Below are 15,046 nucleotides of genomic sequence, written 5' to 3' on the forward strand. Positions count from 1 at the left end.
TTTTAAATTTATATATATAATTATTCCAAGCTAACGCTTAAATTCGTAATTTTGCGATTGAGATAGTTAATCTTTCATAATTAATTAACAGAACCTCCTTCGTTACTATATTTTTATCATAATTTGGCATAACTTTCAACGGCAAATTTTTACAAATATAAAAAAAGCGTCCTTTATTTGGATGCTTTTTTTAAAATAATCTTAATTTTAATTTAAATTCTTACATCAAAGAGTCTATATACTGCTTTGCTTCTATTAAATTTGCCCCTGAAAATTCTCTATAAGTTTTAATGGCCTGAACTTTTTTACCTGCTTTTATAAGTTCTCTTAATTCATCATCTATATTTTCAAATTCTACATCTAGTTTTTCTGCAATTTTATCTATTTTTGAATTCATACGCTTAATTTGTTTTGAAAAAGTACTAATAGCACTATTTACAGTAAAGTAAATACTTAAATTCATTAAAATTAAAATAGCTATATAAATATACATGTTGTCCATCTCATTTTCCCCTTATGATAATTAATATTGTAATTTGATAAAATAAGCTATGTATTTTTTACTTATTTATAAAATTATTTCCTTCATAGTATATATTACTTTTAACTATTTCTCAATATTTTCTTTATAATGACTCTTTTTAAATTTTAGTTTCTTTATAAACCTTTTATTTTCATTTTCTCGATTATTTTTCTTGACCTTTCTTCTACAAAGTTATCCATTTCTTCCTTACTTAGATATACAAAATTATCTTTATTTTCATTATTTTCTCCTAAATAAAATTCTGTTATGTATTTTACTTGTCTAGTAAATGCACCTTTAGGAAAATAGTCTAGATAATCTGGAACTTCTTTTACATGTTGAAATACTTTATAAAATAAAGATTGGTACACCAGAATCAGGGCCAACATTTCCAAGTAAAAATGATTCAACTTCAAAGTCCTTTCTAGTATTCAATATCTTTTCTGCTACTCTCATATGAGCAATCCATGTAGCCATATTTATATCCCCCTAAAGTTATAAAATTATTTTTGGAATTTTCTAAATTTTATATACTATACATATAAAGTATTCAACAAAAATTAAAGAGCACTTAAGTAACCTAAGCACTCTTTATTACTATAAAATATTTACTTTTTAATACATCTATATAAATAAATCCTTTTTCTAATAAAATTAATCATAGTCATAAAAATCTTCATCATAATAAAAATATTGCTCTTGATTTATGTTACATGACTCTTCACATCTTCTAACCAAAACTTGAATTATTGAGCTATTATCCAAAGTACCATTTAAATATTTACTTTTTTCAGTTTCATTCAAATTTTCCAATAACTTTCCTTCTTCATATACCTTAACCTCTTCATTTTTAATGCAACTTTCATATTCTTTTAATACATCATTTAATTTTTGATCCTTACTATCTAAAATCCCTTTTATATTATTATTTTGTACTATAATATATTTTTCCATATTTTTGCTGCACCTCTCGTTGTTAAAATATTATTTATATTAATATTATCATAAATTTTCTAAAAACAATACAATTTTTATAGTATTTCTTTATATCAATATAAAATTCTTAACAAAATTAATACTTTTAATATTTCCTAAAAATCTACTATTATTAATTTTTTTCTTCCTTTTATCCTTTATTTATATTTAATGATTTATGAATACGTCTTATTTTTCTTTCAATTAACTTTTAAAACTGTTTTAAAAGTTTTTATAATACTAAAAAGAGACTATCTCTAAATAAAAACTTTATTTTTATTTAAGATAATCTCTTTTATATGAATTCTATTATTTTTTAATTTCTTATTTAACTTATATTTACATAATTCTTAATAAGCCAATTCTTATTAAATGTTTTCCTATATGTAAAATCGCACTACTAAATACTCTAAATTAATCTCATTATGATTTACTATATGTTTTAAAATACTATTTTTGCCCTATCAAGAAAACCTTTTCTTTTTGTTGTAAAACTTTATCCCCTATAAACACAATTTTATCCTTTTTATTAATTATATATTATAACTGATCTTTTAATTGCTTACACATATTCATTAGCTGATATATTATTAATTTTACTGTATTGCTATTAAATATTAACTGTATATATTTTTTAAATTCTCTTTCATTTTCTACACTTATATAGTTAAATGTTTTATATTGTATATAATTGAATTGAGGATCTATTGTTAATATCTCATTGAGTAATACATTTTTCATTGTTATTTTTAATGGGTAAATGGAAGTACCATAACTTATTGAAAAAAGCCAGTATGCACAATCCTTAAAATCCCGACTAGTTACCTTAAAAGAATAAGCACATTCAGTATTATTACAAAATGGATTTATTATGTCATTTTCAGATTTATAATCATATTCAGGCAAAACTTTTGCATATAATAAATTATTAGTTAATTTAGGTAAGAAAGCAGCTTGATTTTCTAGTATAACATTAGGAAATTTTTTTCCATCACAGCTACATTCAAAATTTTGAGGCCATAAACTGTCCATATCATTTCCTCCAACATACTTCATTCAATCTAATTTATTATATATATTTATACCTCTCCCTAAAATATTGTACACTTATTTAAGTTTTTGTCAAATATTGTACATTGCATTTTGAATTTGTAAAATATCTCAATTTATTTTTAACTTCATTTACTTCTTCATTATACTTATTAATATTTACTTATAAATGTACACTTTTTAAATGATTTTATTATTGCATGTAAAAAATCTACACTACATTAAATTCGTATAATAAACTAAAAACTGTATCCATATTCTTGAAGTTTTACCCTATTTGAAATATTTTTAATAATTATATTCAAAAATATTTTTATCAATTTTGTATTTTTAAAAATACGCAGATTTATTCCTCAAAATTTATATAACAAAATAAAGAGATTCAAAACTATTAAAATACTTATACATATAATCCATATGCTTCTTCATAACTCTATAAATAAACTTAAAAAGTACTATATTGGACTGGTTCCACACTTTTTTAATATAGCCACTCTTTAAAACTTAAATCCCTCTTTTAACTATTGCTATCCATTCATGGTAACCTGAAATATCATTATAATAAATTACTTTTTTAGCATATTTCATAGCAATCTCTACAGACCAATTGGGTTTCAGATTAAAAAGAATATAGTATGATATAAGATAACAAATATGTACTATTTCCTTTCTTGCATTTAGATTTTTAAGATAATTATATTCATGTAGTAAATCAAAAAATATATTTACTCTTTCATTATCAGAACTTTCATCATATAAATTTTCTAAATGGTCTTCTCTTAATTCCATAAACCTTTCTATTGGTATCTCAGAAATAGTATCATCTTTAAAATAATCTTTTATATCCATATTTATATTTAGTTATAAAGTTTATTAATTTAATAAACTCCTACTAAATCCTCCTTTTTAAATATATAATATATTTCACGTTACCATTTTTTGAATATTCTATTATTTATAGACTTGTTATATTTTAAATTTCTTTGTGTTTTTTAATAGACGTTTAACATTTTTGATTCACTTAAATCATCTTCTAAAAACAAGTAAAAATTTTAAGTGAACATTAATATTTTCTAGTTATTTTTTACTTAAAAAATTTATAAAAACTTGTTTTTTAAAATTTTATGTAACGAAATAAAGGTGTTCAAAATAATTTATTAGTATAGTATTTATTGGAGGAAAACATATGAGTTTTGAACCCTTTACTTGTATAGATGCTGGTAGTGAGTTTTGTCCTTGCCATTTGGCCGAAACTGGGGATTGTATTCTTTGTAATAACTTAAATAAATCATGTAATCAATGTCATTGTCCACATTGGAAAGGGGTTTGCATCTATCAGGAATTCGCTTGGAATGGTTATAAAGCTAAAGAAGGTAGAAAATATTTTAAAGGCACCGTAGTTGATAAAATTAGACATAATGAAAATTTATTTGTACTTGTTATAAAGACAGATGATTATTTAGTTAGAAATCTTACTTCTATAGGAAGTTATGTGTTTTTAAGAAGACCAGAGGATAAACCTATGTTTGGTTCACCTATTTCTATAATGGATGTTAATACAAAAGAAAATCAAATCATTGTTGCTATAGAAAAAAAAGGTGTTAAAACTGAGAAACTTTTCATGCTAGAAAAGGATGATGAAATATTAGTTAAAGGTCCTTTCTGGAATGGTGTTTTAGGTTTAAGACATTATGATAATTTGAAAAACGAGACTTGTATATTAATTTGTAGAGGTATTGGCGCCGCTCCTTTAATTCCAATTTTAAAAAGACTTCACAATCAAAATAATGATGTAATTGCGGTTATAGATAATGGTCACTATGATCACTGTTTTATTAAGGAATATTTAAATAGGTATGCAAAGGAAGCTTATTTTATTAATACTTTTGATAAAGGAAATCTGCCTAAGGAGTTTCAACAATTTTTAATTAATACTATCTTAGAAAGAAAACCTGCCCTTGTTCATTGTTCTTGTTTAGATGTAGTTAATTATAAGACTATGAGAGTTGTAGATAAAATAAATGCTGAAAATACTATGCCAGAGATTAAATTTACTTGCTGTAATAATGCAAAGATGTGTTGTGGTGAAGGAGTTTGTGGTTGTTGTACATTAAGAAATAATGATGACTTGGTAAGAAGAATGTGTAAAATGCAAACTGATCCTAAATATATTTTTGAAGGAAGGCGATTATATTGAAGATAATAATAGTAGGAGCTGGTTGGAGTGGATGCGCTGCTGCTCTTACTGCAAAAAAAGCAGGAGCAGAAGTTCATTTGTATGAGAAAACTGATATGGTTTTAGGTCTGGGTAACGTTGGTGGAATAATGAGAAATAATGGTAGATTCACTGCATCAGAGGAGCTTATGGCCCTAGGTGCTGGAGATCTTATAAAGTTAACCGATGCAAATTCTCTTCATAAAAATGTGAATTTCCCTGGTCATGAACATGCATGCTACATAGAATTGCAACCATTCCTAAACACATTACTTTTCTGTTGAAGAAGTAATAATCCATTTTAGGTAAACCTTTTTCAATTTTCAACAGTAATTATATATTTTTAATTTAAGTATTATCTAACCTCTTTGGAAAATCCAAAAATCCGAGCATATAACTAATTGCCCGGATTTTTACTTACAAATTATTGTTTTATCTGATTTCTTATCTTAACATACTATATAAATCCTTAGGATTTTCTAATATAGGTACAAGACTTTGAGGTTCACCTATATTTTCATCTTTAGCAATATCATACATTAAACGTAACATTGAATAATCCTCTAAAGCAAAACCTACTGAGTCGAAAATAGTGATTTCATCAGGTTTTCTATCTATAGGTTTTCCAGTTTTAATTATATTCCAAATTTCAGTTACTTTAAAGTTTTCATCCATATGTTGAATTTCTCCTTCTATACGACTTTGAGGTTCAAACTCAACATATACATTTCCCATATGAAGAACTTCTGAATCTAGTTCTGTTTTTCCTGGACAATCTCCACCAACACCATTTATGTGCATACCTGGTTCAACCATGTCAGGAGTAATAATTATAGCATTTTTCTTATCTGCAGTAATAGTTGTTATAATATCAACACCCTTACATGCTTCTTTTACACTATTACATTTTATTAACTTAAGATTTTTTACATCTTTTAGGTTGTCCATTAATTTATCAGTAGCAGCTGGATCTACATCATAACAATAAATTTCTTCTATACCTAATACGTGATGAAAACCAAGTGCTTGGAATTCACTTTGACATCCATTTCCGATTAGAGCCATTTTCTTAGGATTAGGTTTAGCCAAATATTTTGCAGCCATTACTGAATTAGCAGCTGTACGAATTGCAGTTGTTAAAGTCAATTCGCTTAAAAGCAATGGGAATCCAGTTGATACTTCTGCTAAAAGACCGATAGCCATTACTGTTAAAAAGTTACGTTTAGGATTTTCAGGATGTCCATTTACATATTTAAATGAATAAGTCTCTGAGTCACCTATAGGCATTAATTCTAGAACACCTATATCTGTGTGATGTGCTGTTCTTGGAATCTTATGAAAATCATTCCAACGTCTATAGTCATCCTCCAAATATGGGATAAGACGCTCTATAATTTTTTCAGAACCAACTGACTTTAAATATTTTGCCATAGTAGGTAGATCAATATACCTTGTTTTTAAAGTTTCCATATTTAACACCCCTTATATAATATTTTAATACTAACTATTCGGCTGAATAATTATAAAAACATTAAATAAAGAATATTCCTTATTTAATGTTATTTTTAGAATATTCTTGATACTTCCATTAACAATATATCAGAATGTTAAACTTATGTCAATGATTGTTAGGATAAATATTATCGACATAAAAAGCTAAATATTTCAAGAGATCTAGAATCTTTTTATAACATCTAAAAACATCTATAGTATACTATGCCTTTAATAATTATTTTATTACTAATTTTATATAATCATTTTTTATTATCTACAATACATGTGTATCCATTTTTACTTTTAATTACAAAAATAAAGGTATAGCTTAGAATTAATTTCTAATCCATACCTTTTAATTTAAAACATATTTATTTAATATTTAATATACTTTGCAGATACATATCCGCCATGATTTGGGTAATATATGTGTATCCAGTCGCCTTCCTTCCTATATAGCTTAACTTTATCTCCTTTGTTTAAGTAACTTAAAATGTTAGTACTTATGTTGGTGTTTTTTGAACTTCTTATTCTTACTTCATTTCCTATACATATTCCAGTTTTACCATCTAGGTTTAACCAATTACTTGTATTTAATGATGTCGTATTATTAGAAGTTAAAACTGTTTTACCAGTAATACCTTTTAATATTGCATTAGCTATTCCTTCACCACCAACACGTTTATATATTTTGATATCTTCAGTAGCTTCAACGAAAAAAGGTTCAATAATTACACAAGGGCAATTTGTATTTTTAAGTTCACTTAAGTTTCTTACATCTGCTTTTGCTCCTCTGCTTTTAAAACCTAAAGCTGATAATTGTTCTTCAATCTTAATAGCAAAATCTTTGCCCTTAGAACTATTTTTGTAATATAGAACCTCACATCCTAATGCTCCACTGAAGCTATTATATGCATTATTTACATGACAACTAATGAATAAATCAGCTTTCCATTTGTTAGCTTTTTCTATACCATACCACAAACTATTACTTAAGGTTCTATTTGCCTCAGGTGGTGTTACATCTAAAACTTCATGACCTAAAGCATTTAATTTACAAATTAATCTATTGTGATAATCTTCAGCAACTATAATTTCATTAACTAATCCAGAAGCACAACCATCTTGTCCAGTTTTTTGGTGTCCTCTTCTTACTGCAATTTTCATATATTTAATCTCTCCTTTGTTTTAAAGTTAATTATTTTATTTTTTATAAATATTTTTTTTATTCCCATTTTTAAGTTGAATAAGTGCATTTTTTAAAGATTCAGGTATAGGAGCATTTAATCTAGCTCCATTCTCTAAAATAGAAATTCCTTCAATTCCTATATAAAAATAGATTACTAATGTACGGAAAGTCCAGGATTGTCCTAAAAGTCTGTCTAACATAACTGCCAATATTAATATTATTAGTATTGTAAATTTTTTCTTTAAACCTTTAAATCCTACTTCAGAACTAAGCTGATTTTCTTTAGTTGCACACATTAAACCAGTTATATAATCTAAAATCATACATATAATTAATACCTGTAATCCAATTTCCCAATTTCCAAAACACCAAGTAAAAAAAGTTCCTCCACTAGCTATAATAGTGTTAAAAATATTTTCTTTAGTCATTTTATATTCTCCTAGTTAATTATAATAGTTACTTTTGATTCCCTGATTTCTAAGATTAAAAGGCAATAAAAAAAGACTATTCCTAGTCCTATCTATTGCCTTATAAATTATTCTTCTATATATTCTTGACCTGTAATTTTTTTAAAATCCTCTTTACTCAATACATTCCATTTGGTAGCATCTTTTAATTCCTCTAATGTTAAATATTTTGCATCGTAACCCATTTTATAAAAATCGTACATATTAATTACCTTCCTTTTTTAGTTTATTCATTTCTATATTTAAAGTATTTATTTGTTTAAATAACATCGTTTCGCTTTTTTTAGAACTTATTAACACTCGTGATAATTGTTGTGTCAATGATTTATTTTGTTCTTGTAAAGTTTCAACAGGTGTCTTTGGAAGTTGTTCTTTTTCTTTATAAACATACCAACATTCTTTTTTTACAGGATTAAAATGCAATTCAGATATTTTGTCTTTTTCAACTTCTACAGGTAAATTATCAATTAAATACCCTTTTTGTAATGTTTTTTCATCTAAACCATACTCGTGATCGTTAGGTTTATAATGAATGAAATTAACTATAAAATCAAATTCATTTACTTTTTTAAAATCTCCTAAATATATCATAAAAAACCTCCATTCATATTATTTTAATGCCCTTATCTTGTGATACTTTAAAATTATAATGATACATAGTTTTATTTTTGCTATCAAATCGATAACAATGAGTTAATTTAGTATAACTATCACACGTAACACTCAATATTTCATTTAACCTTGAATAAAAATTACTTACTTGCATTGTTGGATACACTGTTAATAAACTTATATTATAATTATCAGATCGGTATGGATCAGAAAAATATAAATAGTTATTACTATCGTACTTGAGTAATTTAGAAAAATTTGAACTAGATTTTCTCATATTAATTGTGTGTCCGTCAGAATCAAGTTTACAAATTAATCCATTCTCATATTGAGTATATAAAATAAATTTACCATCAGCGTCGTATACAACATCATTTGAATCAGGACACGTAGTAGCAGCATGTTTTTTAAGATTAGTACCATCATCATTAAAAGTTACAACAAGTTTATTAGCATCAAACCCAATCCAACCATCGTTCGTTTTTCCAATTATAAAATTGACGTCACGTAAATCAAAAGAATATAATTTATTATCTAAATCATATGCGTGAAGTTTATTATCATATTTTACAAAGTATTTTCCACCCCACTCAATACTATGACTAGGATTAAATGCAAGTTCTAACGGCGTAGAAGTTGAGATTAACTGCTTTGAAGAATTGTTACCATATATTAAATGCATTGATTTAAAACCAGAATATCTACCACTTTCAATACATATTATTTTGTCATTAAAATATGTTATTATTTCTTTGACATCCACCTCAACGTTAATAGTTTTTATTTGCTCAAATGTGTGAACATTGAAAACTTTCAAAGATTTTCCCGAAAGAATTACTGCATTTTTAAAGTCATTACTTATAAATGCACTTTCTTCAAAAAAACCTCTTAAAATATTAATTTTATCATTTGGAATTACATCACCAGTAGAATAACCAGTTTTAATTTTTCCTATGGAATTTTTTAAATCATTAAAACTCGGGTTCGTGCATACACTAACTTTATTATCTTTGTCGATAATAGCTTGACGCAATAACTTTTTACCATTATCGACACTTGTAAAAACCTCTTTTAACGCCCCCTCAACATCATTCGAACTAAACAAGTTGTCAGCATCTTTTATAGTAACTTTTGCCGCAGTTAGTTCAATTTTATCTATTTTTTTATCAGTATTTTCAATGCTCACTTTTAGATTATCAATTTCTTTTTTATTATCTTTAACTTCTTCTTTTGTTGCTGAAATTTCATTTAATAAATTAGTGGCAACATCACCCTTTAACTTTTCTTTAAGAGCATTAAACCATTTTTTAAATTCTTTATTATTAGTATCATAAAAGTTGTTTAACTTATCTAAAAAGCTTTGCGTATTTTGTGTTATCCATGTTTCAAATTCCTTCTTTTTTTTATCTGTCCAAGTGTCTATATTTTTATCAAATTCACTTTGTTTATTAGAGTACCAACTTTGAAATTGATTAAAAATAACAGTAGAATCTATCTGATCTACTGTAGTATGCACTAATCCACATAGTTCTTTGTTAAATCTTAAATCTGTAATATCTGTTTGAGTAATTTTTATTGTTCCAGCATTTACTTGTATATCAGCTAATGCTAATTCGTACATATCTGAATTTCTAGTTAAACTTGGTGAATTAGCTTTACTATTATATTCACCTTTTTTTATATATGATCTTATTTCTCTCTTTAAAAAATCTAATCTTAATACAAGTCTATCTATTCTATTAAGTACACCATCTGCAGGTTCTAAAATAAATATACGATCATTTGTATTTTCGTATTTATATCCATTTATCCATGCTTTACCTTCTTTAATTCTAACTTGCATATCGTTATCTATAGCTACTACTTGTAGCTTAGTTGTTGGATTTGGGAATATACCATTTCCAATGAAAGTAGAAAAATAGTCTGCAAAATCTTCAGCTAAATAAGACCTATCTGGTACACCTTCGTTGCTTATTACCGCATTGAAAAATCCACTCTTCTCCATATATTTACCTCGTTTTCTGTTTGATTTTATCTATTAAATTAGGAATATTATTTCCAAATATTATATTGATTTCTAATCCTTTTTCTTCATAAATTTCCTCTATTTCTGTTATCATTGCATTTAACTGTATTTCCCATTTTTTATCTACTACTGTCACTATATCTCCTAAGTCAAAATCTTTTTTATACTTATTATTTCCATCAATATTTATCTTAGAATCAAATGTTTGTATTTCTTTATATTCCTCTAATCTCTCTTTACCTCTTTGCTTTAAAATATGTAGATACTCATCTACTGGTATAGGAATTTCTTCTGTTGTATCACCTTTTTTTATTTCCTTAGTAGCTTGTATATCTCTAGCATCTACATATAACTCATATCTGTTAAGTCCTTTTCCTTCTTCTATAGATGTTAGTGTCCTATCTTTCCCCTCGCCTCCTCCTGCGATCAAGCAAGTATTTCTATAATTATTTAAACTATCATAGTAATTTTGTTCTAATATATTTTCAAAATCTCTACTAAAAATACAAGGTTCTGCACCAGTATTTATAGTTCTATCAATGCCTTTATACACATCAAATATTATTTTCCTATTTTTTATATCCAATAAATTTCTATAACCTAATACACTTGTATTACTTATATTCTCTAGTTGTTCTAATATATTTCCAAAAGAGTTTTGATACTTAATATTCTCTGTAAAATTTTTTAAATCTCCTAAAATTAAATTAGGTATTTTTCTATTCTCATTATCTGGATTTATAGCATTATCGTGAATAAGTTTTCGCATCAATTTTTCAGTTGTACCAGTAAAATCAATTCTATTCCAACTAATACGCCTATCTAAATAATTAGTTAGAAATTTACCTGTTAGTTGTAAATACTCTTGTCCATTATTATCTATTCTTAATTGTCTAGTTTCTATATAAGCAGCCTCAAGATCATCTTTTTTAAATATTATATTTTCTCTTTGTAAAAGTTTTAAAGTATTAGAATTTAAAGAGCAATGCAACTCAAACTGTCCTGTTTTATTATATTTTTTAATCCATATTAGAGATTTAAACGTATCTAATATACCTTTTAATTCTAAATTTCTATTTAGTATGTATAATTCCATACTTCTACACTCCCAAATAATTATTATTATAGTAAATAGTAGCTTCTAAATTATTTAAATTTTCATCGGCATTGTATCTAAATAAATTATCTCCTACATTTAATTGCAGAAAAGTATCTCCACCACCTACAATATCTAAATAATTTACTATATTTGTTTCAATTCCATTATTAATACTTAATATTTTCTTTTTTCCAAAATTGGTATTGATAATAATTTTTTCACCTGCAATCATAGATTTATTTATTTTTATAAATTCTCTAGTATTTACATTAAACAAAGAAGGGTTTTTTAATGTTCCTCGTGCATAAAATTCTATTACAATACCTGTTCTAACTTGTCCTTTATTTTCTATATTAACAATTAAAGAAGGCTCTCTGTGGCCCATGATAATACCAGCTTTAGGCATTACTAAAGGAAAATGAAAATCTCCCTTCCATAGTGCTATATTTACCTTAGAATCAATATAGTCTTTCCAATAAGGATTAGGACATAATAAACTTATTTGAAACTTAGGTTTATTTTCTTTAGTTATTGTTGGTGCATTTTCTACAACACACTCTATATATTTCTTTATGTTTCCGTTATCGTATATTAATTTAGCTCTTAATTTAGGATTAACTATACTTAATAACTTTTCCCTATTAATTTCTCTATTCTCTGTTATAGCACCTTGAATAACTACATTTCTATTATCCAATGTACTTCCTGTATAAGTAGAACCGTCTTGCTCCATACCTTTATTGCTATAGATTATATTTTTTAATCCACTTATTCCATCTATATTCTGCAAGAAAAAAGGACTCCAAATAGAAAACTCAATTTGTGGCCCTCTCTCATTTTCAAATATAAACTTTTCTTTTTTATTCAATTACCACCACCTCAATCTTTTAAAAACTTAGAGATAATTCTCTTAAATTATTTTTAGTTTGTCTTGCAATTTCGCTTGGACTAGGCGTTGGAGCATAAATATTTTGAGTAACATTTATTCCATTAGTACCTCCATTAAATCCTTTTAATATAGAATTTGCAACTTTAGTAGCTACATTTTCTGCTGTTTGTTTAACTAAATCAACGCTTGCATCATGGTTAAACATTCTAGTACCACGTGGTAAATCATATAGTTCATAATTACTATTTCTGCCTGGTGCATCATGTAAATAAGTTAGTCCGCCTTCCCAAAACTTATTACCTGTCCAGTTATGCCCTACATTCCTAGTTGTAGCGGGTTCTTCAACTTTGGATTTAATCCATCTAACTATAGGATTATTAGTAAACCAACTTTTTAACTTATCCCAATTCGTTTTAATTTCCCCATTACTAGTATTAATATCTTTTAAAATTTCACTATTCTGTTCTCGCATTTTCCCAACAACCCCATCTTTTAATTGATTTGCTTTATCTATACTTTCCTGTTTTTGTCTATCTGCTTCCTTAATCATCTTTTCAGCTTGATCTTTAGTTATAGACTTATCTTCATCACACATCTTTCTTATTTGTGCAACTGTTTTACTGTGTTGTTGCTCTGCATTTTTTACAGATTCTTTTCTTTGTTTTTCTGCATTTTTTATTACTTCACTTGCCTGTTCAGCCGTTATCCTACTACCATAACTCTTAATTCTGCTTAATATAACTTTGCTTTCTTCTTCTGTTTTAGAAAGTTTTTTAATACCTTCAACTTTCATTTTTTCTTGAATTTCATTTATTTTTTTTTGTTCATCTAAAGTTAAAGCACGTTTTTCCTTACTAGCTTTATTTAGAATATCTTGTATTTGTTTCGTATATTTATAAGTTTGTTTTTGCTGATTTAAATGAGCTTTTTCCATGCTTTCTAATGCTTGTTTTTTGTCTTTATCGCTCATATTTTTATTATTATCTAAGAATTTTTTAAAACTTTCTAATCTTTCTTGATATTTCTTATCTTCTCCAGCTTTTATTTGTTCTCCCATTTGTTTATATTTAGAAGTTAATTCTTTAGCTGTTTTATCTGTTATTGTAGTAGAGTTTACATATAAATTAGTTAACTGTTTTTTTGCTCCATTATTTAACGATATAAAGCCACCAACTGCTTTCTTCGTACTATTTGCAAAGTTTATAGTTCTAGTAGTAGCTACTTGTATTTTGTTACCATATCTATCAAAAGTTGTTTGTGTTGTTTTTACTTTATTATTAAATAAATCAACACTTGGTACCGTTTCTTTAGACAAATGTTTATGTAATGCATAAGCACTTACTCCTACTGCTGCTATACCAATTGTCCAAGGATTTAATAATAATGCACCAGCTTTTGTTACTAACCCCATAGCACTTATTCCTTTTGTAGCAATCGTTGTTGCTCCATTCACCGCAGTTGTAGCAGTTTTAGTTTTCCCTAAAAACCCAGTTAATTTAGATAAACCACCTGCTAAATTTCCAACGCCTTTAATTGTTTTGCCTATTCCACCAATAAGTGGTCCAGTTGCAATTCCAAGTGCAGCCATTTTTACAATTGTTTCTTGTGTTTTTGGACTTAATTTACTAAACTTATCAGCCATATTACTAACTTGCTTAGCTAAGTTAGTAATACTAGGTGCTACTACTTCAAATATTTTTATACCTGCACCTTCTAATGCACTTTTCATTTCAGTAATGCTACCTTTTGCATTGTTACTCATAGTTTTAGCCATTTTATCAGTAGCACCTTTAGATGTGTCTATAGCTTTAGTAAGTTTATCAACATCCTGTGGGCTTGCATTTATAATACTTAACCAACCACTCATAGCTTCTTTACCAAATATAGTTGACACTACATTTGCTTGAGTTGCTTTATCTAATTTTCCTAATTTCCCCCTAAGTTCTCCTATAAGTTGCCGAAATGGTTTCATCTTGCCATTTGTATTTTTAACAGTTATACCATATTTATCCATAGCAATAGCCATAGAATCTGTTGGTTTAACTAAGTTAGTAAGTCCAGTTCTAATAGCTGTTCCAGCCTTATCTGCTTTAATACCAGCATTAGCCATTAACCCTATAGCAATTGCAGTGTCTTGTACACTATAGCCTAAGGCTCCCGCAACTGGTGCTGCATATTGGAATGTTGCTCCCATCATACCAACGTTAGTATTTGCATTACTACTTGCTGATGCTAAAACATCAGAAAACACTCCCGCATCTTTAGCTTTTAAACCAAAAGCAGTTAAGGCATCTGTTACAATATCACTTGTAGTTCCAAGTTGTTCCCCAGAAGCTATAGCTAAATTTAATATAGGAGGTAGTCCATCTAACATATCTTGTGTTTTCCATCCCATGTGTTATCCTAAAGGCTTTTTATCCTATAGTTCTTATAGTTTCCTATAAGGTCGGCGTACATTTTCACCCTCGTTATTACGTTAGGTTTTCAGATTAATCTATAACTAATCG

Annotated in this window: 16 protein-coding genes and 1 pseudogene; 2 read left to right on the top strand and 15 right to left on the bottom strand. The window is 26.8% G+C overall.

The features are described 5' to 3' along the window. Positions 1-220 precede the first annotated feature (220 nt). The 6 genes from QOZ93_RS07165 to QOZ93_RS07190 form a co-directional block, all read right to left on the bottom strand. Positions 221-502 (bottom strand): 50S ribosomal protein L7/L12, encoded by a 282-nt coding sequence (locus tag QOZ93_RS07165; RefSeq protein ID WP_307355681.1) that lies wholly within the window; start codon positions 500-502, stop codon positions 221-223. Positions 503-657: 155 nt separating this feature from the next. After that, positions 658-894 (bottom strand): hypothetical protein, encoded by a 237-nt coding sequence (locus QOZ93_RS07170; protein WP_307355682.1) that lies wholly within the window; start codon positions 892-894, stop codon positions 658-660. Continuing rightward, a complete protein-coding gene (locus QOZ93_RS07175; protein WP_307355683.1) occupies positions 872-1,000 on the bottom strand; it encodes a hypothetical protein in 129 nt (42 codons plus the stop codon). Before QOZ93_RS07175 ends, QOZ93_RS07170 begins: the two co-directional genes overlap by 23 nt. Before the next feature lie 177 nt (positions 1,001-1,177). Then, positions 1,178-1,477, bottom strand: a complete 300-nt coding sequence (locus QOZ93_RS07180) for a hypothetical protein (RefSeq protein WP_307355684.1) — start codon at positions 1,475-1,477, stop codon at positions 1,178-1,180. Positions 1,478-2,038: 561 nt separating this feature from the next. Then, positions 2,039-2,554: a hypothetical protein gene (locus QOZ93_RS07185; protein ID WP_307355685.1), complete on the bottom strand. Its 516-nt coding sequence runs from the start codon at positions 2,552-2,554 to the stop codon at positions 2,039-2,041. Positions 2,555-3,052: 498 nt separating this feature from the next. Then, positions 3,053-3,397: a hypothetical protein gene (locus QOZ93_RS07190; protein ID WP_307355686.1), complete on the bottom strand. Its 345-nt coding sequence runs from the start codon at positions 3,395-3,397 to the stop codon at positions 3,053-3,055. Positions 3,398-3,734: 337 nt separating this feature from the next. On the opposite strand from QOZ93_RS07190, the gene QOZ93_RS07195 reads away from it, so the two are divergent. Next, a complete protein-coding gene (locus QOZ93_RS07195) occupies positions 3,735-4,745 on the top strand; it encodes a sulfide/dihydroorotate dehydrogenase-like FAD/NAD-binding protein (protein ID WP_307355687.1) in 1,011 nt (336 codons plus the stop codon). After that, positions 4,742-4,999, top strand: a pseudogene (locus QOZ93_RS07200) (FAD-dependent oxidoreductase); the annotation flags it as partial. The gene QOZ93_RS07195 and the pseudogene QOZ93_RS07200, both read left to right, overlap by 4 nt. Before the next feature lie 208 nt (positions 5,000-5,207). Here the strand turns inward: QOZ93_RS07200 and QOZ93_RS07205 are convergent. The 9 genes from QOZ93_RS07205 to QOZ93_RS07245 form a co-directional block, all read right to left on the bottom strand. Beyond that, a complete protein-coding gene (locus QOZ93_RS07205) occupies positions 5,208-6,233 on the bottom strand; it encodes an ornithine cyclodeaminase (RefSeq protein ID WP_111942002.1) in 1,026 nt (341 codons plus the stop codon). A gap of 399 nt (positions 6,234-6,632) precedes the next feature. Next, complete coding sequence (locus QOZ93_RS07210) at positions 6,633-7,424, bottom strand: N-acetylmuramoyl-L-alanine amidase (RefSeq protein WP_307355688.1); 792 nt, start codon at positions 7,422-7,424, stop codon at positions 6,633-6,635. 36 nt (positions 7,425-7,460) lie between these two features. Further along, the gene (locus QOZ93_RS07215; protein WP_307355689.1) at positions 7,461-7,874 is read right to left on the bottom strand and encodes a phage holin family protein; all 414 of its coding nucleotides are present in this window, start codon (positions 7,872-7,874) and stop codon (positions 7,461-7,463) included. A gap of 107 nt (positions 7,875-7,981) precedes the next feature. Continuing rightward, on the bottom strand, positions 7,982-8,116 hold the full coding sequence (locus QOZ93_RS07220; RefSeq protein WP_111941996.1) for an XkdX family protein: 135 nt from the start codon (positions 8,114-8,116) through the stop codon (positions 7,982-7,984). Between the two features lies 1 nt (position 8,117). Next, positions 8,118-8,504 (bottom strand): hypothetical protein, encoded by a 387-nt coding sequence (locus tag QOZ93_RS07225; protein ID WP_111941994.1) that lies wholly within the window; start codon positions 8,502-8,504, stop codon positions 8,118-8,120. A 13-nt stretch (positions 8,505-8,517) separates the two neighbouring features. After that, a complete protein-coding gene (locus tag QOZ93_RS07230; protein WP_111941992.1) occupies positions 8,518-10,530 on the bottom strand; it encodes a hypothetical protein in 2,013 nt (670 codons plus the stop codon). 4 nt (positions 10,531-10,534) lie between these two features. Continuing rightward, positions 10,535-11,647 (bottom strand): siphovirus ReqiPepy6 Gp37-like family protein, encoded by a 1,113-nt coding sequence (locus QOZ93_RS07235; RefSeq protein ID WP_307355690.1) that lies wholly within the window; start codon positions 11,645-11,647, stop codon positions 10,535-10,537. A 4-nt stretch (positions 11,648-11,651) separates the two neighbouring features. Continuing rightward, positions 11,652-12,518 carry a phage tail family protein gene (locus QOZ93_RS07240; RefSeq protein ID WP_111941990.1) on the bottom strand — a complete coding sequence of 289 codons (867 nt, stop codon included), beginning with the start codon at positions 12,516-12,518 and terminating at the stop codon, positions 11,652-11,654. Between the two features lie 19 nt (positions 12,519-12,537). Further along, entirely contained in the window at positions 12,538-14,934 is a 2,397-nt protein-coding gene (locus QOZ93_RS07245) for a phage tail tape measure protein (protein ID WP_307355691.1), read from the bottom strand. Positions 14,935-15,046 lie beyond the last annotated feature (112 nt).

It is taken from the genome of Hathewaya limosa, from assembly GCF_030815255.1.
Lineage (GTDB): Bacteria > Bacillota > Clostridia > Clostridiales > Clostridiaceae > Hathewaya > Hathewaya limosa.